The following is a 20,193-nucleotide window of genomic DNA, read 5'->3' as shown; positions in this document are numbered from 1 at the left end:
TCAAAAGAAAGAAGAAATGCAGACATTTCTTCTTTCAGAAGGCTTGTTTAGTTGATCGCTGTACTGATTTCGTCTTCTAAAACATAGTCTTTGCCATACAACTTGATTGGCAATGCCTCACCGCTGATTTTCTTCAAAGTCACCGTTGACTCATTGACGGAAACAAAGAGCAGACGTCCACGATAGTTGATGTGGAAGGCGTAGCGGCTCCAAGTTTTAGGTAAGAATGGCGCAAACCCTAAGTGATCGTGATCAGTTTTCATTTGAGCAAAACCTTGAACGATCGCTAACCAGCTGCCGGTCATAGAAGTGATGTGCAAGCCATCATCGGTATCATTGTTGTAATTGTCCAAATCAAGACGAGCAGTCCGCTCATACATTTCCAACGCTTTTTCTTCCATGCCTAATTCCGCTGCTAAAATCGCATGGATACTTGGAGAAAGGGAAGATTCATGCACTGTCATCGGCTCATAGAAATCAAAGTTCCGTTGTTTTTCTTCTTTGCTAAATTGATCGCCGAAGAAGTAGATACCTTGCAAAACATCGGCTTGCTTGATAAAGCAAGAGCGCAAGATATGATCCCACGACCAATTTTGGTTTAACGGCAAATGTTTTGGATCAAGATCGGAAACGGGCATCAAGTCTTTGTCTAAGAAGGTATCATGCTGGACGAACACACCAAGCTCTTGGTCTTCTGGGAAGTACATATTGTCGATGATGTCTTGCCATTTGGCTTGTTCTTCGTCAGAGATCGTGACAGTCGCTTCGTCTTTGAAGGCTTCATAGCTGGCTAAGGTATAAGCTAAGACCCAAGTAGCCATTTTATTGGTGTACCAGTTGTTATTGATATTGTTTTCGTATTCGTTTGGTCCTGTAACGCCATGGATCATGTATTTTTGCTGGCGTTTTGAATAGTGGACACGATCTGCCCAGAAACGTGAGATCGCGCTTAACACTTCTAATCCTTCTTTTTTCAGGTAACTTGTATCGCCAGTATAATTCGTATAGTTGTAGATGGCATAAGCGATGGCACCATTTCGGTGGATTTCTTCGAAAGTGATCTCCCACTCATTGTGGCATTCGATCCCAGTGAAGGTCACCATTGGGTAAAGGGCACCTGCTAAGCCTTGTTTTTGCGCATTGATATGGGCTTGCGGCAATTGGTTGTGACGGTATTTCAACAAGTTACGGGTCACTTCTGGTTTTGCTAATGCCAAATACAATGGAACTGCATAGGCTTCGGTATCCCAGTAAGTCGCACCGCCATATTTTTCACCAGTAAAGCCTTTCGGTCCAATGTTCAAGCGCTCGTCTTCGCCATAATAGGTTGAAAACAATTGGAACAGGTTGAAACGAATCCCTTGTTGCGCTGCAGCATCGCCTTCAATGATCACATCGGCTAAATCCCAGCGGGCTTTCCAAGCAGCGACTTGTTCTGCACGCAATGCATCGTAATCTGCTTTGTATAAAGTGCCTAATTCGGTGACTTTTGCTGGATGATCATGAGCGGGAACATCACGACTCGTAACGATCAAGACTTCTTTGATCAATGAGAAGGTGTCACCGGCTGTTCCAGAAAAGGCAAAGGTATCAGCAACGCAAAGCTCGCTTTTCACGGAATCGATCGGTGTTTGGCTATGACGCATAGCAGAAGTGACAGTAAAGCGTTCAATGTCAAAATTATTTTCTACGGTCCGAGTGGTCAAATAATGGAAGGTTTCGGTTTGGCCATGAGCCAATTCTTCCCAGAAACGTTCGTCGTAGTTGCTGTCTTCGTTATGGACATTGTTATCTAGTTTAGAAACGACTTTGATCTCAGCGTCGCCTTCAATGATCTCAGCGTCCATCTTAATGAGGGCAAGTTCGCGTTTTACGATGCTCAAGAAGCGTTCAAAAGAGAATTTTACGGTGGCGCCTGCCAAAGTGACGGTAAAGTTGCGGCGTAAAATCCCGGTTTCCATGTCTAGTTCTAAACGGAAATCACTTGGGCTGATTTTTGCTAAGTCGACTAATTGGTCATTGACAAATAGGTCCATTGCAATAAAGTTGACCGCGTTGATCACTTTGCCAAAATAATCAGGATAGCCGTTTTTCCACCAGCCGACACGGGTTTTGTCTGGGTACCAGACACCAGCGATATAAGTACCTAAGTGATGATCGCCGCTGTATTGTTCTTCAAAGTTGCCGCGCATTCCCATGTAGCCATTCCCGATACTTGTTAGCGACTCTTGCAGTCGACGATTTTCTTTATCTAAGGTAGATGTCGCGATTTTCCATGGATCGATCTCGAACAATCGTTGGATTTTTTTCATGAAAGTCCCTCCAGAATCTTTTTGATATCTCTATCATAAGCGCAAACGATTGCATCGTCAAGTGAAAGTTGTTGCGTTTAAAGAATTTCCTGTTAGGAAACATCGAGAAAGAGAGATCCAGTTATATAAAGGTGAAAAAGCGAATAGAATCCCTTTTGATATTTCTGGGTTTACAAAATCTTTTTTCTCCGTTAGAATGAAATCATTAAGAAACCGATTGCGTAAATCGATTCAGGGAAGGAAGAAGGAAGATGAAAAAATTATTGAGCTTCGAATTTTGGCAAAAATTCGGAAAAGCGCTAATGGTGGTTGTCGCTGTTATGCCAGCCGCTGGTTTGATGATCAGTATTGGGAAAACGATCCCAATGATCAATGCCGACTGGGCATTTTTGATCACTACAGGAGGCGTCATTGAAAACATTGGTTGGGCAATTATTGGGAACCTGCATTTATTATTTGCATTAGCTATTGGTGGTAGTTGGGCTAAAGAGCGAGCTGGTGGGGCATTTGCTGCTGGGATCGCCTTTATTTTGATCAATCGGATCACTGGTTCGATCTTTGGCGTGACGAGCGCGATGTTAACCGAAGAAGGCGCCTTTACCCATACGTTATTTGGGACGAAGATCATGATCGACGGCTTCTTTACTAGTGTATTAGAAGCACCTGCTTTGAACATGGGTGTCTTTGTTGGGATCATCGCCGGTTTTGTGGGAGCAACAGCTTACAACAAATACTATAATTTCCGCAAATTACCGGATGCGCTTTCCTTCTTTAACGGCAAACGCTTCGTACCTTTCGTAGTGATCGCCCGTTCAGTAGTCGTCGCATTAGTGTTATCGATCGTTTGGCCCTACATTCAGGCAGGCATCAACAACTTCGGTTTATGGATCGCGCAATCACAAGAAAGTGCGCCCGTTTTAGCACCGTTCTTGTTTGGAACCTTGGAGCGGCTGCTCTTACCATTTGGGCTGCATCACATGTTGACGATCCCGATCAATTACACCGAATTAGGTGGAACTTACACGATTCTTTCTGGCGCACAAGCCGGCACCCAAGTCTTTGGACAAGACCCATTATGGCTTGCTTGGGCAACGGATCTAGTGAACATGCGCAATGCTGGCGATACGTCACAATATCAATTTTTATTGGAAAACTTTGTTCCTGCCCGCTTTAAAGTTGGACAAATGATTGGTTCATCTGGGATCTTGATGGGCTTGTCTTATGCCATGTATCGCAATGTCGATGCGGACAAACGGCACAAATATACCTCTATGTATTTATCAGCTGCTATCGCTGTCTTCTTGACAGGGGTAACGGAACCGTTGGAGTTCATGTTTATGTTTGCTGCTGTACCGCTTTACATCGTTTATGCAGTCGTACAAGGGGCTGCGTTTGCGATGGCGGACATCGTCAACTTACGGGTCCACTCTTTTGGGAATATCGAGTTGTTGACCCGTACCCCAATGGCGATCAATGCCGGCTTAGGACAAGATTTGATCAACTTTGTGTTAGTGACCATCGTCTTTGGTGTTGGGATGTATTTCTTGGCCAACTTCTTGATCAAAAAATTCAACTTTGCAACACCAGGTAGAAACGGCAACTACGAAACAGAAGGAGCCAGCGATGCGCCAGCAACAGCTTCGGCGGATGGCAATTTGAACCCAGATTCGCAAGTCGTGAAAATCATTCATTTATTAGGCGGACGTGAAAATATCGCCGACGTTGATGCATGTATGACCCGTTTACGGGTCTCTGTGAAAAATCGAGAAGCGGTCGGCGATGAAAAAGCATGGAAAGCCGCAGGGGCTTTAGGCTTGATCGTAAAAGACAACGGTGTGCAAGCAGTCTATGGACCGAAAGCAGATGTCTTAAAATCAGACATTCAAGATATCTTAGATTCTGGTGTCACGATTCCCGAACCGACTGCTAGTCAAGCACCAGTAGAAACCACTACCCACCAAAGCCAAGGCGTGACAGCTGAACTAGCTGCCGTTGCCACTGGAGAAGTGATGCCGATCACCTCTGTCAAAGACCAAGTGTTTGCGGAAAAAATGATGGGTGACGGTTATGGCGTGCGCCCAGAGCAGACGATAGTTGTCGCACCAATCAGCGGGAAAGTCACCAACATCTTCCCAACGAAACATGCGATTGGCTTGCTTTCTGATGAAGGCATCGAAGTATTGGTTCACATGGGCTTAGATACCGTTGACTTAAACGGTGCCCCCTTTACGGTAGCTGTCACTGAAGGACAACAAGTGGCGGTGGGTGACAAGTTAGCGGAGATGGACCTCGCTGCAGTAAGTGCTGCTGGCAAAGACACCACCATCGTTGTAGTGTTGACCAACAGCGATCAAATCGATTCCTTTGAATTGACCCAAATCGGTAAGCAACAAGCAGCCGCAGTTGTTGGAATCGTAAAACTATAATAAAATGACAAGCGGGTCGACTCTTTTGTTGACCCGCTCTCTTTTATTTTTTAAAGGAATCGTACAAGCAAACCGAGAGAAGGAGCCTTATTCATGAAGGTATTAACATTGAACACCCATAGCTGGTTAGAAGAAAATCAGCTCGAAAAATGCAAGATGATCGCACAAGAGATCGCAACAGGCGACTATGACATCATCGCCTTGCAAGAAGTCAACCAAACGATCGCTGCTCAAACCATCGTTCCTGATGGGCTTTATTGCCCCACAGATACGCTGGTGGAAATCAAGGAGGACAATTTTGCTTTACGCCTAGTGGAAGAACTGCAACTGTTAGACTGTGATTACTACTGGTCATGGACCTACAGTCACGTAGGCTATGACATTTACCACGAAGGCAATGCCTTATTGTCCAAACAGCCCATCATTGCCAAAGAATACCTTGCTTCACAAGCCACGGATGTCTGGGATCATACCACACGCAAAAACCTGAGCGGCGTGACTGAAGCCGATGGACAGATCGTACAAGTCGTTAGCTGTCATTTTTCTTGGTGGCAAGACGGTAAATTTGCCTACGAGTGGCAACAGACAGAAGCATTTTTAGCAGAACGGGCAGATACCTTATTGATCCTAGGAGATTTCAACAACGATGCGGCCAGTTCTGGTCATCAACTCGTCCTTGACAGCTCCTTACAGCTGCAAGACAGCTTTTTAACGGCTGCCGAAACGATCGGTGAAGCCTCTGTCGTTAAAGCCATTGATGGTTGGCAAGACAATCGAGAAGCATTGCGGATCGATTATGTTTTTGCATCCAATGACCTGCAAGCAACGGAATATGAAGTCGTTTTTGACGGAACGCGTACTCCGATCGTCAGCGATCACTTTGGAATCAAAGTGGTTTTTGCTTCAAAAACAGAGCCAAACTAGCAGAAACGATAGCAAAAAAGCAGTGCCAACTGGCACTGCTTTTCTTTTTGGGGAAGTTAAATCGCTGATCGAACAAGGAGGAAAAAGAATAAACTCAATAAAAGAATGAATGCTAATGCCCCATAGGTAAAACTCTTTTCGCCCCAAGTTGCGTTTTCCTCCTGACTCGAAAGACTTCTTCTTGTAAAAAAGACGAGTCCTGCGCCGATGACATTCGCTGTCAGTAACTGCTGGAAGAAGATCAGGAATAAATATTGTCCCAAAAGGCCTTTTTTACTCATGGAAAACCGTTGAATAAAGTACAGGCAAGCCCCTTGCAGCAAAAGGAGACTACTTAACAAGACCCCTAAAGCGGCTAACGGTTGCGAGTTGAGGTACTGGGCAAAGGTCATCCCATGGTTGAAGGCAGTCAAGGAAAGATAAAGATAGTAAGCACCGGCGATCAAAAGCCAATAACTCAGTAAAATCAATGGAAACGCCCATTTACGTTTAGTCATGGTTGCCCTCCTGTAAAGTGAATAGTCCGTAGGAACGGATCAAATAATCAATCAAGCAGCTCAGTCCGATCAAAGACTGGCTAGGGATTTTCTTGCGACCGATTTGAAAAAAATCGCAATAATAGGTCAGGTGAAACGTTGAATGGCGAGCAAAATAATTATCTCCTGGCGCACTCAATGTCAAAACGGGAATCTGACGAATCGCAAAAGTCGTCAGATTCTCTTTGACGTTTTCTGTTTCGCCGCTGAGTGAGGCGATGATCACACAATCTTCGGCAGTGATCATCGGCATGACCATATCAAATTCCGTTTTGTTCGGCAATACGATCACTCGTTTTTCCATAGAAAGCATCATTTTGGAAAACTCCTCCAGTGCTTTCTTTTGGGAAAACCCAGTTGGGTAGCAGTAGATGGTTTTGCTGCGGTCAAACAAGCGGTTGAGGGCAGCTAAGTCTACCGTTTTTAAATAGTTGAGGGTGGCGAAAATATCCTCTTGTTGTTTTTCAAAAATCGTTTTTTGCTGCGAAATCGTTGTTATCTGTTCTTGCTGATGCCGTAAAAAATATTTGAACTCGGAATAGCCAGAAAAACCAAGTTTTTTCGTCAACCGTAAAATAGATGACTTTGAGACGTGAACCTGCTCGGATAGCTCGACGATCCCCATAGATAGAACGGTATCGCCGTTGGAAAGAATGTAGTTTAGAATGCCACGATCAAGTTCACTTAACTCCGATTGGTGCTGTTGAATCAAATACTGTAATTTCACAAAAACCCCTCCTTATGGATTAAGTATAGCTGAAAAGCCAGGAGGGGAGGCGAAGAACGCTGGCTAGTGTAATTCTGGCCAAAAGGCTTGATTTGCTTCAATCAATTCATCGAGTAATTCTTTGGCTACACGGGCATTTGGGACCACTTTTGAAAGAATCAGTGCTTGCCATAGCTTCTGATAAGAACCCTCTGCCCAAGCTTCCACGACTAATTTTTCTACGGCGACTTGTTGTTCCATCAATCCTTTTTGGAAGCGAGGGATCTTGCCTTGTGTGATTGGTTCTGCTCCGTTACTGCCGACGATACAAGGTACTTCCACCATTGCCTGTTCATCAAAGTTGACGATCGCTCCTTCGTTAGGCACGATCAACAGCATCCGTTCTTGCGTGTTATAAGCAATCGCTCGTGCAAGGTCCACGATGTAGCTGGCGTGTTCATCCACTTCAAGCGTGGTGTCAGTCGCTGTCTGATTTTCTACGATGCGTTGGCATTCACCAAAGACGTGTTTTTCGCGGCCAGCCATGACTTCATTTGCCCGTGTAAAAGATGGGTTGGTGTGCGCCACTTCATCTTGAGGGAAAAAGTAATATTTCAAGTAGGTATTTGGCAAAGTGGATGGATCAACTTCGTACACTTCTTTTGCTTTGGCAAAGGTGTGCATCCAGCTGGCATCAGCATGTTGGCTCGCTTCGATTTCTTCTGGCAATGAATAGCCGTATTTTGCCACATGTGCCTGGATCTGCGGCAGCAAATCATTGCCAGCTTTGTCTCGTATATCTGTCCACCAGCCAAAGTGATTCAAGCCATAATAGCGAACCACCAACTCTTTGCGAGAAGCTAAACCGATCGCTTGCGCCATCCGTTCTTCGATTCCCACTGGCATATCACAAATATTAATGATCTTGGCATCAGGGCGCAATTTACGAGTCGCTTCTGCGACGATCGCTGCAGGATTGGAATAATTCAACATCCATGCATCAGGGGAATATTTTTCCATGTAATCGACTAACTCCAAGACACCGCCGATAGAACGCATCCCATAAGCGATCCCGCCAGGACCACAAGTTTCTTGGCCGACCACACCATATTTCAAAGGGATTTTTTCATCCTTTTCGCGCATCGCATACAAGCCAACTCGGATATGCGCCATCACAAAATCGACATCCTGAAATGCGGTTTCGGGATCAGTGGTTGCTAAAAAGCTGATTTCTGGTGCGCGTTCTTTCAATAAAATCTCGCAAGCTTGTGCAACTTTTTCTTGTCGTTCTTCCAAATTGTCGTAAAACTTGATTTGGCGAATCGGGAAACGATCCAAGTGTTCCAAAAGCATCAAGACGATTCCTGGGGTAAAGGTACTGCCGCCTCCGGCGATCACGATTGAAAATTTTTTCATTTTTGTTTCCTCCTTAGTCTGATACAGCTAATAATTTTTCGAATTGTTCTCTCACTTGTGGCACATCCAGGCCAACGATCACTTGGAAGGCGTTGCCGTTGCGAACAACACCATGGGCACCAGCGCCTTTAAAGATGTCATCTGGCAGCACTTGGTCTTGATCTTTAACGGTGATTCTTAGGCGAGTGGCACAATTAGTGACTTTATCGATATTATCGCGACCGCCAAACCCTTCTAAGTAGACTGCGGCTTGTTCGGTGTAGCGATTGGCACCAGCAATCACTGGCGTACCAGTGTTGGCTTGTTTTTCTTTGTAATCTTTTTTGGTGTACAGTTTGACTTCGCTATTGTTTTCTTCCCGTCCTGGTGTGGCTAACTTAAATTTGAGGATCAAGAAGCGGAAAACAAGGAAATAAAGGGCAGTAAAGGCTAACCCGATCACCAGCTGCGTGAAGATCATACTGCGATGATTTTGAAATAGCGGAATCCAGACCTTCGCCAACAGATCAATCAAGCCGCCCCCCATATCACCAACGACCCCGAAGGCAAACATCGTTGCCGCCATGGTCGCTGCTAAAACAGCGTGCACCGCAAAGAGGGGTGGTGAGATAAAGAGGAAGGTGAATTCCAATGGCTCAGTGATACCAGCTAAAACGGCAGTTAAAGTGGCAGGGATCAAAATCGCTAAGACCTTCTTTTTGTTCTCAGGCTTGGCTGTGAAATAAAAAGCAGCAGCGATCCCTGGTGCAGCAAAGATCTTAGAATTGCCATGTAAAGCAAAGCCCCCTTCAGGGAAAAGCTCTTTCAATGGTCTGGTGGATTGGGCAAATTCTTGTAAATGTGCCATCCAGTATTTGGAGATTCCTTCTTCGACGACAGCGGGACCAAAAACAAAGGGGGTATACACGAAATGATGGAGACCTGTGGGAATCAATATTCGCTCTAAGAAAGTATAGAGCCAGACCCCAAAGACCCCAGCACTTGCTAGAAACCCTTGCATGGACCCAATGCCAGCTTGGACTTTCGGCCAAATCAATGCGATCAAAAAAGCAACTGGCAGCATTAAAAAGAAACCGAGGATCACGACAAAGGAAGAGCCTTGGAAGATTCCGAGAAAATCAGGCAGCTTCGTATCGAAAAACTTGTTGTGAAGATAGACGACGATTGCCGAAATAAAAATTGCTCCGATAATACCAGTATCTAATGTTTTGATGCCAGCGATCATTTTCAAGCCACTCTCACCGCCGGGATCAGCTGCAAAGTTGACACCGAAGAAGTTACCAAAGTACTCGATCATGCCAGAAATAAAATAATTACAAGTAATATAGACGACAAAGGCTTCCATTGCCGCTCGCGCATTGGCTTTTTTTGCGAGACCGATCGGTAATCCAATGACAAATAATAATTCCATTTGGTTGAAGACTGTCCACGCACCGTTTTCAATGATCGTCCAAATGTTGTACCAAGTAGAGCCTTCAGTGGCGATGCTCCCCACAAGCATCGGATTTTTAAAAATAATACACAGCGCGACCATGATCCCTGAAAAGGAAAACAAGAGGACCGGGGTAAACATCGCACCGCCAAACCGCTGAACTTTTTCCATCATAATTTCTTAACATCTCCTTTCAATTTTTACTACAACCTCAGTATAGAAAAGAAAGATAGCGGTTACAATAAAGCGAGGCAGCATAGGAACGTAGAAGCAAACAAAGAGAAGAAGTGGCAACTGCGGGGAAATTTCCCAAAAAAAAACAAACCTGTGAAACACAGGTTTGTTTGCTACGTACGTGTATTTAAATTTCGACGTTGCCATAACGATTGGCAAGGGCGGTGCGGATCAAGCGCTCTGCCAAATGCTCATTTCTTGCAAGGAGCGGTCCGTGGAAGTAAGAGCCGAACACATTGCGGTAAACCACGCCTTCGGTTTGGTCTTCGCCATTGTTTCCTTGTCCTTGGATGACTTTCCCCAATGGTTTTTCCCCTTTACCTAAGAAAGTACGGCCATTATGGTTTTCAAAGCCATAATAGGTCTCATCGAATTCTTCATTGTGGATCACGATGTCACCGATGAACCGATTGTTTTCTTGGCTTAAGGTGTAATGATCCAAGGCACCTATCCCATTGATTTTCTCGCCGTTGGCACCGATGTAGTAATGACCCAGCAATTGATAGCCGCCGCAGATCGCCAGCATGACGCCATCATTTTCGATATAGCTGGTCAGGGCTTCTTTTTTTGATTGGATATCTTGTGAAACGATCACTTGTTCAAAATCTTGTCCGCCACCGAAGAAGACGAGATCATATTTTTCAGGATCGAAGGGCTCGTGAATGCTGACGACTTCTGCGTTGAAGGTCACGCCTAGTTTTTCGGCCACGTAGCGCAGCATCAAGAGATTGCCGTTGTCGCCATAAGTATTCAAAAGATTTCCATACAAGTGGGCAACATTCAGTTGATACTTAGTCACGACTCATTCCTCCTTTGATATAGCCTTTTTCCGCAAGCTTTTTGCGTAGCTGCAAGACTGCAGTGTAAGTCGCTAAAATATAGACTTTTTCTGTTGGTAAGTCTGCGATTTGCTTGATAACGTCATCAAGTTCAGGGGTTTCAATGATTTTTTCTTCAGGGATCCCCGCAACTTTTAGCCGCAACGCCATATCTTTGTGACGATCACCACCAGCGATCACTTGAGGAATCCCCATATCGGCAAACGCTTCATGGTCGCCATCCCAAATCCAGCTGACGTCGATCCCATCTGCGTAGTTGGCATTCAACAAGCTGACTAGCGAGAAAGGATAGGGCGACAGGCCGATCATATCGATGACTTGGTTCAAACCAACAGGGTTTTTAACTAAGACTAACGTACATTCTTTGTCCCCAATGCGGATCACTTCTTGACGACCAAAGACTTTTTCGTCATAGGCCAAACCAGATTTGATTTTTACAGGTGCTACGCCATAATATTCCGCAACCGCAGTTGCCGCCAGCGCATTGTAGACATTGTACATCCCACCAACTTCGATGCGATAGTCGTTGCCATCGATCACAAAGTCAGCAGAGGTGTTGTCCATTGCGGTCATTTCCGTCAGTTTATAATCCAATTCTGGTCGATGGAAGCCGCAATTTGGGCAGTAGTATTTTCCAAGATTGGCATAGGTGATCATTTTATAGTGTAAAATGTGATGACACTCAGGACACAACACGCCATCCGTATTGTAATGGGCCATCTGCTCTTCATCTGGCAAATGATCAAATCCATAGTATTTCCGCGGATTGACAGTTGCTACCGAATTGAACAGTGGCGAATCCCCATTGCAGAGGATCGTAGCTTCTGGTGAGTTTGCGGCACCTTCAACGATCATTTTATAGGTCGTATAGATCTCGCCATAACGGTCCATTTGATCGCGGAAAATATTAGTGAAAACGAACAATTCCGGTTTGATGTACTTCGTTACTTTGCTGAGACTGGCTTCATCGATTTCTAAAACCGCAAATTTTTTACCTTTTTTAGGGCGTGCCGATAGAAAGGTTGAAACGATCCCTTGGACCATATTGGCGCCGGTGGGGTTCGTCAATACTTCATCAAATTCTTGGCGCAAAATATTGACAGTTAAGGCAGTCGTCAATGTTTTGCCGTTGGTGCCTGTGATCACGACGACTTGGTAATCTTTCGCCAAATGATCTAATATATGTGGATCAACTTTTAATGCTAATTTACCAGGCAGGCTTGAGCCGCCTTTGAAAAAGTTCTTTAATACCCATTGAGAGGTCTTACCGACTGAAACAGCCAGATGACTTCGTATTCCCATAATGTAACCCTCCATTAGAGCGAATGCTTTCATTGTGCAAATTCAATTTATCATACCATATACCAAGAAAAAGGTTAAATTGCTTTTGCGATTCTTTAAATTTCTGCAAAGACCATTCTGATAAATGGCTCTTTTACTTGCGATGATCAAAGGCTTGAAAAGCAAAACAGCAAACCTTCTGCCAGGTTTGCTGCTGCTTTAACCGATAATGATTTTTTCCGTTGGGTACTCGTAGCCTAAGTCACGTGTTTCTTTTGGTACGAATAACATCAAGGTGTACAGCATACCGACACGGCCGATAAACATCAAAAGAGCAATCACGAGTTTGCCGATGGTTGATAAATCGCCCGTGATTCCTAAAGAAAGCCCTGTGGTTCCAAATGCCGAGGAAACTTCAACAATGATGGCGATCAAAGGGATATCCTCGATGGCGGTCAAGAATAAGACACAAAAGAAGCACATGCCCATCGAAAGCATGAAGACCACCACTGATTTGCGGACGTCATCTTGATCGATCCGGCGACCGAAGATATTGATATTGTCCTCACTTTTCAAGAAGGCATAGAGGTACAGCCCAATGATGGCAATGGTCGTCGTCCGAATCCCCCCACCAACAGAGCTGGGACTACAACCAATAAACATCAGCAAGGAGAAAACGATCAACGTCGTGGTTTGGAAGTTGCCTAAGTCATGGATCTGTAGGCCAGCATTCCGCGTTGTCATGGAATAAAACATGCTGTTCATCCACATACCGCTAAAGCTGTAATCTTTGAACAAATAATCTTTCTCAAGGAAAAAGATCGCTAATGTACCGCCGACAAAGAGGATCACGAAAGCCAAAACAGCAATTTTTGTGAATAATGAAAAGCGAAACGGCAAGCGGCGGCGTTGTTTTTTCATTTTAAAAAGGACCCATTCCCGAAAGTCCATAATTACTGGAAATCCGATCCCCCCGATAAAAATCAAAATCATGATACACGTCAGGAAGAAATAATCATGAGAAAACGGCAAGATGGAATTGCCCGTCACATCAAACCCTGAGTTGGTCACAGCAGAGATCGCTTGATAAAATCCATAAAAGATCGCATCTCGCCAATTGTCATAATAGCCGTAAAGATGAAAATAAACAGCAAAGATCGTGCCTGCTACCACCTGACAAAGCAAGATGATTGTAAACGTCGTTCGAATCATCCGAACGATCCCACTAAGCTTTGGCTGATTCATATCCGTCATGATCAACTGGCGCTGCTTTAAACTGATTTTGCGCCGTGAGACGATCGCAAAAAAGGTCGAAATCATCATGATCCCTAAACCGCCGACTTGAAAGAGGACTTCCAATAAGATGACCCCGTGGTCGTTAAACACGTCATTGATCGGAAAAGTAGTCAGCCCAGTGACACTGACCGTGCTGACCGCCATAAAGAACAGATCGATAAACGCGACATGAGAGCCGGGTTCTCGAAAGAAGGGGAGTGAAAAAAGCCCCAAAGAGACCACCGTCATCACGATATAATAAAAAACAATCACTTGGATTGAAGACACATTCTGGGAAATAAACGTCTTGCTCCTGCGCTGCGTCAAGCGGGCAAAGCGGGTAAAGTTCATTACAAAAATCCCCTCACTAAATAAACTATCCCCAGTATACCAAAGAACCAAGTAGATTTGAAAGAAAGCAGGATAGAATTCATGAGCAGCAGAAATTGTGCAAGGAAAAGCTTTTGGAAAGGGCCGTTGGGTTAGAGGACACGATCAGGCTGTGGTTCTTGCGGCAGCTTGATTGCTTAAGAAACTTAAAAACTCGAAGCACATCAGTAAGGATTTCACGATTTCAGAAGAAAACGCTGGCAATTTATGAGAAGATAAAAGAAGAAAAAGATAGCAGCGACGATCCGCACGGAACAATAGCGAGAAAGCGGACAAAAAAGCGCATCAAATTTTTTGAAAATCGAGACGGAAATGGGGAGTATCATGAAAGACGTAAAAATTATTTTTTTCGATGTTGATGGCACACTGATCGATATGAGCAAAAAGCAAATCTCTGAAAGAATGTTAGCCACATTAAAAGCCTTGAAGAAGCAAGGGATCCTGTTGTGCATTGCGACTGGCAGAAGTCCCATCGCGTTGCCGCAATTTGAAGGCGTGACCTTCGATGCGTTTTTGACCTTTAACGGATCGTATTGTTTTAATCAAGCCGAGGGGATCCACCAAAACCCCATTCCTAAAAAAGATGTTCAGCAAATCATTGAAAATGCCACGGCCCTCAAGCGTCCAGTAGCGATCGCAACGAAGGATCGAACGGTTGCCAATGGCAAAGATGCTGACTTAGTTGAGTATTTTTCCTTTGCCCACCAAGAAGTGATCGTAGCAGAAGATTTTGATGAGGTGATCCAGCAGCAAGACATTTTCCAAGTGATGCTTGGCTCAGGGAAAGAAGACTACGCCAAAGTGATGGCAAATACCACGGAGGCGAAAATCACCGCCTGGTGGGATCGCGCAGTCGATATTATTCCAGCCAGCAGCGGAAAAGGAAGCGGCATTGCCAAAATGCTGGCTTACTATGGCTTGGATAAATCTGAAGCCATTGCCTTTGGGGATGGCAACAATGACATTGAGATGCTGGAGGCAGTCGGCTGGGGTCTCGCAATGAATAATGCTTCGGACGAGTTAAAAGCAATCGCCGATGAAGTGATCGGTCACGTAGCCGAGGAAGGCATTTATCATTACTGTTTAGAAAACGGGTTGCTGGGTGAAGTCGTGCAGTGATGGGCAATGCGCCAGTTGCTGTCGCCCGCTAAGAATATGGGCAGCCAGGATCGCTACTGCGTGTCTGTTTGATCAAATAAAAAAACTGTTTCCGAAATGTATTAGGGAAACAGTTTTTTTGATATAAAGCTGTTTAGCAATGTGTACGGTTTACAGCGCCTCCACCGCTTCGATCGCCTGATAGACTTTTTCGGGTGTGATCGCAGGATCGATCAAAATAAAGGTTTCTTCTTCTTTGACAGCATAGGTCAGAACCGAGGCGAAGTAATCCCGATCAAGGCGTGTCACGTGGAGATCCTTCAGCTTCATTGGCAAGTGCAAAGCTTCGTAAAATGGCCGTAATTCTTCAATCACATCAAAATCATTGGTATAGGCAAGCTGGACCCAAATGCAGTAGGCGACTTTGTTGCCGTGCAAGACGGTATGGGTCTCACTCAAATAAGACAAGCCGTCATGCAGCGCATGCGCACCAGATGTGCGGCCAAATTCGACTGCAAAACCACCAACTTCGCCTGCCAAAGCAATGATCGCATCGGTGATACGGGCGAAGGCGGGGGTCAGCTGCCCGACTTCTAGGTCTTTGACAGCTTGGATCGCATCGGCAATCAACAAGTTTTTGATCAAAAGAGCGCTTTGGAAACCTAGCCGTACTAAGGCAGTCTTGTCGTCTTCTGCCATGTTGCGGACGATGGCTTCCATTTCATAATATTTGGCTAACGTATCAGCGATCCCAGCGATAAAGTAATCAACGGGTGTGGCTAGTAAAAAACGGGTGTCGACGATCGTCATGTAGGCACCTTTTTTGGCATAGTCGATTTTACAAATCGTATGATCAGGGTAATAGGCGACGATCACCGGGGTGAAGGGTGCACAGTTGGAAACCAATGTAGGGATCACGATCAATTCTGCGCCAAGGGTTTGGGCGGTGATTTTTGCTGTATCAGCGACCTTGCCGCCGCCGATTGCCACCACGGCATCCGCTTGCTGGATCGCTTCAGCTAAGGCTTGCGCATTTTCATAACTCGATGATCCATCGTAGCGGTAGATCGGGTAGTCAAATGAATGGGGGTAATAGGCTGAAAACACATCGAATGACTGCTCCCCAGTGATCACAGCAACTTCTTGGAACTCACTTAAATACTCTGGCAAATCAGATAAGACCCCATCGCCAGTAATATATCGATTAGGACCTGGACGGACTTCATTGGCTAACATCAAACAAACACTCCTTTATAATCGTCAGAATTTTCTAATCAGTGTATCGCGAAAATGCCCTGACTGTCAATTTCCTTTTGGCAAAAGAAACAGAAAACAGCCGATCTGCCTTGGGAGCAAATCGGCTGTTAATGATGAATCGGGAGGCATGCTCCAAAAATGTTAGGCCCAGTTTTGGCGAATAAAGCCAGCTCGACCGGAACCTTCGCTATAAGCATTGTAATGGGCTGCATTTTTCTTGTAAAAATCTTGATGGTAGTCTTCTGCAGGATAAAAAGGTTCTGCTGGTTCGATCTTCGTTACGATCGGACGGTCAAAGCGGCCGCTAGCTTGCAACTGCGCCTTTGATTTTTCCGCAATCGCTTTTTGTTCTTCACTATTGTAAAAAATTACTGGACGATAGGAATCACCACGGTCGGCAAACTGACCAAACGCATCCGTGGGGTCTGTCTGCTGCCAATAGATGGCAACCAATTCTTCATAAGAGATGACCTCAGGATCAAAGGTGATCTCAACTGCTTCGGTGTGACCGGTGGTTCCTGTCGTTACTTGTTGGTAGGTTGGGTTAGGCACATGGCCGCCAGTAAAGCCAGAAACCACTTTGAGGATGCCTGGCTGCGAGTCAAAAGGTTTCACCATGCACCAAAAACAACCGCCAGCAAAAATTGCCGTATCTTTCATAGGTATTCCTCCTTTGCTTCTATGGTATGCTTCTAGTAGAGAAAAACAAGAGATATGCTTGTAAGAAGGAAAAAAACAGAAAATGAGTTCTTTACGAGAAAACAAAATGAGAAAGAGAGGCACAACCAATGTTAGATAAATCAATTCCATATGCAGAAATCTGGATGAAACGAGCGTACAAAAGCACACCGATCCAGCCTGTTCAATCCGATAACTATTCATTACGCAGCTACCAAATAGGAGACGAAAGGCACTGGGCACGGATTGAAACATCCGTCGGAGAGTTTGACAATGAGGCCGAGGCATTGGCGTATTTTGAAAAGGAATTTATGCCCGAGCAAGCACAGCTAGGACAACGAATGTTTTTTGCCCTTGATCAATCAGGTACACCGGTCGGTACGGCTACCGCTTGGAAAAAAGCCAAGCAAGACGGCACACCGGTTCCACTAGTCCATTGGGTAGCAGTAATGCCGCAAGCTCAACGTCAAGGGATCGCTCGCGGCTTGGTCACGCAAGTCGTTTCTGTCTTGGAGGCAGCCAACGAACCGATGTATCTTCATACGCAAACCTGGAGCCACGCAGCAATCACGCTGTATCAGCAGCTTGGTTTTGTGATCATTGCAACGGATATCAATGGGAATGAAAATCCAGAATATCCGCTGGCTAGTCAAGTATTGGCAGAAGTTGCTCAAAAAGCCAGAAACTAGTAAGAGATGGCGGCGGCAAAAAATCCGTTAATTTTTCGTAAAACTCTTGCGTAAAAGGCGGCAGGTGTCGAATTTAAGTCTGTAAAAATTCTCCTTTTTCAAGTATAATACCAAAGGAGTATGAGGAAGGATGGGCGAGATGGCACAGCTTTTTTTTAAATATGGCGCAATGAATAGTGGGAAAACGATCGAGATACTGAAAGTTGCTCACAACTATGAAGAACAAGACAAACCAGTCGTGATCATGACAAGTGGATTGGACACGAGAAGCGGTGTGGGAAATGTTTCAAGCCGCATCGGCTTAGAACGAGACGCGATCCCGATTTTTGATGAAACGGATCTGTTCCATTTGATCAAAGACCTCGGTTACAAACCTTATTGTATTTTGATCGACGAAGCACAGTTCCTAAAGAAGCATCACGTGCTGGCTTTCACCAAAATCGTGGACGAGTTAGGTATCCCTGTGATGGCCTTTGGTTTGAAAAATGATTTCCGCAATGAATTATTTGAAGGCTCAAAATACTTGTTGCTTTACGCAGATAAAATCGAAGAGATGAAAACCATCTGCTGGTTCTGTCATAAAAAAGCAACCATGAACTTGCACTATATCGACGGAAAACCCGTTTACGAGGGCGACCAAGTACAAATCGGCGGTAACGAAGCGTATTATCCTGTTTGCCGCAAACATTACTTTCACCCGGGAATGAAAAAAGAAGGAGAATAATCAATGTACGATCAGTTACAAGCAATCGAAGACCGTTACGAAGAATTAGGCGAATTACTTAGTGATCCAGCCGTGATCTCTGACACCAAACGCTTCATGCAGCTTTCAAAAGAAGAAGCCAATACACGGGAAACGGTGGAAGTCTACCGTCGTTACAAAGAAGTCGTTGAGGGAATCAAGGATACCGAAGAAATGCTTGGGGAAAACCTTGATGCGGAAATGGCAGAGATGGCCAAAGAAGAACTCTCTGACTTGAAAAAAGAAAAAGATGTTTTAGAAGAACGCATCAAAATCTTGTTATTGCCAAAAGATCCGAATGATGACAAAAACATCATCATGGAGATCCGTGGTGCAGCAGGCGGCGATGAAGCAGCCTTATTTGCTGGCGATCTTTTCAATATGTATCAAAAATATGCGGAAAACCAAGGCTGGAAAGTCGAAGTCATGGATGCCAACGTCACTGGGATCGGCGGCTACAAAGAAGTCATCATGATGATCACCGGCGACAACGTCTTTTCAAAATTGAAATATGAGAGCGGCGCCCACCGAGTGCAGCGGGTACCATCTACCGAATCACAAGGCCGAATCCATACGTCTACGGCAACGGTCGTGGTTATGCCCGAAGCTGAAGAAGTCGAAATCGATATCGCAGACAAAGATATTCGGACCGATATTTACCATGCCTCTGGTGCTGGTGGTCAGCACGTCAACAAAACAGCTTCTGCTGTTCGTCTGACGCACTTGCCAACAGGGATCGCTGTTGCGATGCAAGATGAGCGTTCACAGCTGAAAAACCGTGAGAAAGCGATGAAAGTCTTGCGGGCACGGGTCTATGACCAAATGCAGCAAGAAGCACAAAGTGAATACGACGCAAACCGTAAATCAGCAGTGGGTACCGGCGATCGTTCTGAACGGATTCGCACCTATAACTTCCCGCAAAACCGCGTAACAGATCACCGTATCGGGTTGACTATTCAAAAATTGGATCAAATTTTAGCTGGAAAACTCGATGAAATTGTTGATGCACTGATCGTTTACGATCAAACATCAAAATTAGATGAGATGCAAAATGGCTAAAACCTATCGAGAAGTCCTTTCACGGGCTTCTTCTTTTTTAGAAACGAAAGGGCTGGACGGGTATGCGATCCAATACCTGTTTTTACAGCGAAAAAACTGGCAGCAACTCGATTGGCTGCTGCAGATGGACCAACCCATCTTAAGGGAAGATGAGGCACAGATCGCAGCAGATCTTGAGCAGCTGCTGCAGCATGAACCACCGCAATATTTATTAGGGTATGAAGAATTTTATGGGCATCGCTTAAAAGTGACCCCTGCAACCTTGATCCCGCGTCCAGAAACCGAAGAGCTGGTGGAAAAGTGTTTGGCAAAATTACCAGCAGATCAGCCGCTGCGAGTCGTAGACATCGGCACAGGTACTGGAGCGATCGCCATTGCCTTAAAATTGGCACGTCCGCAGTGGGCCGTAAGTGCCGTGGATCTTTCAGCAGAGGCATTAGCCGTTGCTAAAGAAAATGCGGCAGCCTTAGACGCAGAGATCCGCTTTTTCCAAGGAGATACCTTAGAACCCGTGGCAGATCAGCAATGGGATCTGATCGTTTCCAACCCGCCGTATATCAGCGCTGAAGAGTGGCCGCTGATGGATATCAGCGTAAGAGAAAAAGAGCCTAAAATGGCGCTTTTTGCTCAAGAACAAGGATTGGCGATCTATAAGCAATTGGCACAGCAAGCACCGAATTGTTTGGCGCCTAACGGGCAAATGGCGCTAGAAATCGGCTTTCAGCAAGGGTTAGCTGTTCAACAGCTTTTTGCAGCCGCTTTTCCCAACAAAGAAGTCACCGTAGTAAAAGATCTTGCGGGTCAAGACCGGATGGTGTTCGTCAGTCATCCACAAGATGTGGATAAATAAATTTTTTTTGCTACAGAAAAATTGCAAAAACCTTATGAAATGAACGACT

The 20,193-nt window shown here is 45.1% G+C and carries 17 protein-coding genes; 7 read left to right on the top strand and 10 right to left on the bottom strand.

The annotated features are described in order from the left end of the window. Positions 1-47: 47 nt before the first annotated feature. Positions 48-2,312 (bottom strand): glycoside hydrolase family 65 protein, encoded by a 2,265-nt coding sequence (locus ACTW1R_RS14655; RefSeq protein WP_167821410.1) that lies wholly within the window; start codon positions 2,310-2,312, stop codon positions 48-50. 251 nt (positions 2,313-2,563) lie between these two features. Between ACTW1R_RS14655 and ACTW1R_RS14650 the strand changes: the two genes are divergently transcribed. Continuing rightward, the gene (locus ACTW1R_RS14650) at positions 2,564-4,738 is read left to right on the top strand and encodes a PTS transporter subunit IIBC (RefSeq protein ID WP_074536166.1); all 2,175 of its coding nucleotides are present in this window, start codon (positions 2,564-2,566) and stop codon (positions 4,736-4,738) included. 93 nt (positions 4,739-4,831) lie between these two features. Further along, positions 4,832-5,662 carry an endonuclease/exonuclease/phosphatase family protein gene (locus tag ACTW1R_RS14645; RefSeq protein WP_016609923.1) on the top strand — a complete coding sequence of 277 codons (831 nt, stop codon included), beginning with the start codon at positions 4,832-4,834 and terminating at the stop codon, positions 5,660-5,662. A 56-nt stretch (positions 5,663-5,718) separates the two neighbouring features. Here the strand turns inward: ACTW1R_RS14645 and ACTW1R_RS14640 are convergent, their stop codons facing one another. The 7 genes from ACTW1R_RS14640 to ACTW1R_RS14610 form a co-directional block, all read right to left on the bottom strand. Beyond that, a complete protein-coding gene (locus ACTW1R_RS14640; RefSeq protein WP_005233546.1) occupies positions 5,719-6,159 on the bottom strand; it encodes a hypothetical protein in 441 nt (146 codons plus the stop codon). Next, on the bottom strand, positions 6,152-6,925 hold the full coding sequence (locus tag ACTW1R_RS14635) for a MurR/RpiR family transcriptional regulator (protein WP_077452306.1): 774 nt from the start codon (positions 6,923-6,925) through the stop codon (positions 6,152-6,154). Before ACTW1R_RS14635 ends, ACTW1R_RS14640 begins: the two co-directional genes overlap by 8 nt. A gap of 63 nt (positions 6,926-6,988) precedes the next feature. Continuing rightward, a complete protein-coding gene (locus tag ACTW1R_RS14630; protein WP_008379332.1) occupies positions 6,989-8,320 on the bottom strand; it encodes a 6-phospho-alpha-glucosidase in 1,332 nt (443 codons plus the stop codon). A 13-nt stretch (positions 8,321-8,333) separates the two neighbouring features. Further along, complete coding sequence (locus tag ACTW1R_RS14625; protein ID WP_016609922.1) at positions 8,334-9,926, bottom strand: alpha-glucoside-specific PTS transporter subunit IIBC; 1,593 nt, start codon at positions 9,924-9,926, stop codon at positions 8,334-8,336. 187 nt (positions 9,927-10,113) lie between these two features. Then, a complete protein-coding gene (locus ACTW1R_RS14620) occupies positions 10,114-10,785 on the bottom strand; it encodes a type 1 glutamine amidotransferase (RefSeq protein ID WP_005227859.1) in 672 nt (223 codons plus the stop codon). Further along, positions 10,778-12,127 carry a Mur ligase family protein gene (locus ACTW1R_RS14615; protein WP_123834461.1) on the bottom strand — a complete coding sequence of 450 codons (1,350 nt, stop codon included), beginning with the start codon at positions 12,125-12,127 and terminating at the stop codon, positions 10,778-10,780. The genes ACTW1R_RS14620 and ACTW1R_RS14615 overlap by 8 nt, the downstream gene beginning before the upstream one ends. A 198-nt stretch (positions 12,128-12,325) precedes the next feature. Next, positions 12,326-13,741 carry a TrkH family potassium uptake protein gene (locus ACTW1R_RS14610; protein ID WP_260603761.1) on the bottom strand — a complete coding sequence of 472 codons (1,416 nt, stop codon included), beginning with the start codon at positions 13,739-13,741 and terminating at the stop codon, positions 12,326-12,328. Between the two features lie 354 nt (positions 13,742-14,095). On the opposite strand from ACTW1R_RS14610, the gene ACTW1R_RS14605 reads away from it, so the two are divergent. After that, complete coding sequence (locus ACTW1R_RS14605; RefSeq protein WP_005227867.1) at positions 14,096-14,890, top strand: Cof-type HAD-IIB family hydrolase; 795 nt, start codon at positions 14,096-14,098, stop codon at positions 14,888-14,890. Between the two features lie 150 nt (positions 14,891-15,040). Here ACTW1R_RS14605 and ACTW1R_RS14600 read toward each other — a convergent pair whose 3' ends face one another. Together ACTW1R_RS14600 and msrA are read right to left on the bottom strand one after the other, a co-directional pair. Beyond that, complete coding sequence (locus ACTW1R_RS14600) at positions 15,041-16,105, bottom strand: iron-containing alcohol dehydrogenase family protein (RefSeq protein ID WP_015510450.1); 1,065 nt, start codon at positions 16,103-16,105, stop codon at positions 15,041-15,043. 162 nt (positions 16,106-16,267) lie between these two features. Then, positions 16,268-16,786 (bottom strand): peptide-methionine (S)-S-oxide reductase MsrA, encoded by a 519-nt coding sequence (gene msrA, locus ACTW1R_RS14595; protein WP_016609916.1) that lies wholly within the window; start codon positions 16,784-16,786, stop codon positions 16,268-16,270. Positions 16,787-16,914: 128 nt separating this feature from the next. On the opposite strand from msrA, the gene ACTW1R_RS14590 reads away from it, so the two are divergent. The 4 genes from ACTW1R_RS14590 (at position 16,915) to prmC (ending at position 20,144) form a co-directional block, all read left to right on the top strand. Then, positions 16,915-17,493, top strand: a complete 579-nt coding sequence (locus ACTW1R_RS14590; protein ID WP_223597488.1) for a GNAT family N-acetyltransferase — start codon at positions 16,915-16,917, stop codon at positions 17,491-17,493. 139 nt (positions 17,494-17,632) lie between these two features. After that, a complete protein-coding gene (locus tag ACTW1R_RS14585) occupies positions 17,633-18,217 on the top strand; it encodes a thymidine kinase (RefSeq protein ID WP_005227882.1) in 585 nt (194 codons plus the stop codon). Positions 18,218-18,220: 3 nt separating this feature from the next. Beyond that, entirely contained in the window at positions 18,221-19,294 is a 1,074-nt protein-coding gene (prfA, locus tag ACTW1R_RS14580) for a peptide chain release factor 1 (RefSeq protein ID WP_005227884.1), read from the top strand. Continuing rightward, the gene (prmC, locus tag ACTW1R_RS14575) at positions 19,287-20,144 is read left to right on the top strand and encodes a peptide chain release factor N(5)-glutamine methyltransferase (RefSeq protein WP_142965603.1); all 858 of its coding nucleotides are present in this window, start codon (positions 19,287-19,289) and stop codon (positions 20,142-20,144) included. Before prfA ends, prmC begins: the two co-directional genes overlap by 8 nt. Positions 20,145-20,193 lie beyond the last annotated feature (49 nt).

The organism is Enterococcus sp. R12, from assembly GCF_058135755.1.
The sequence above is the reverse complement of the archived record's forward strand: the minus strand, read 5'-3'. Positions and strand labels throughout refer to the sequence as shown.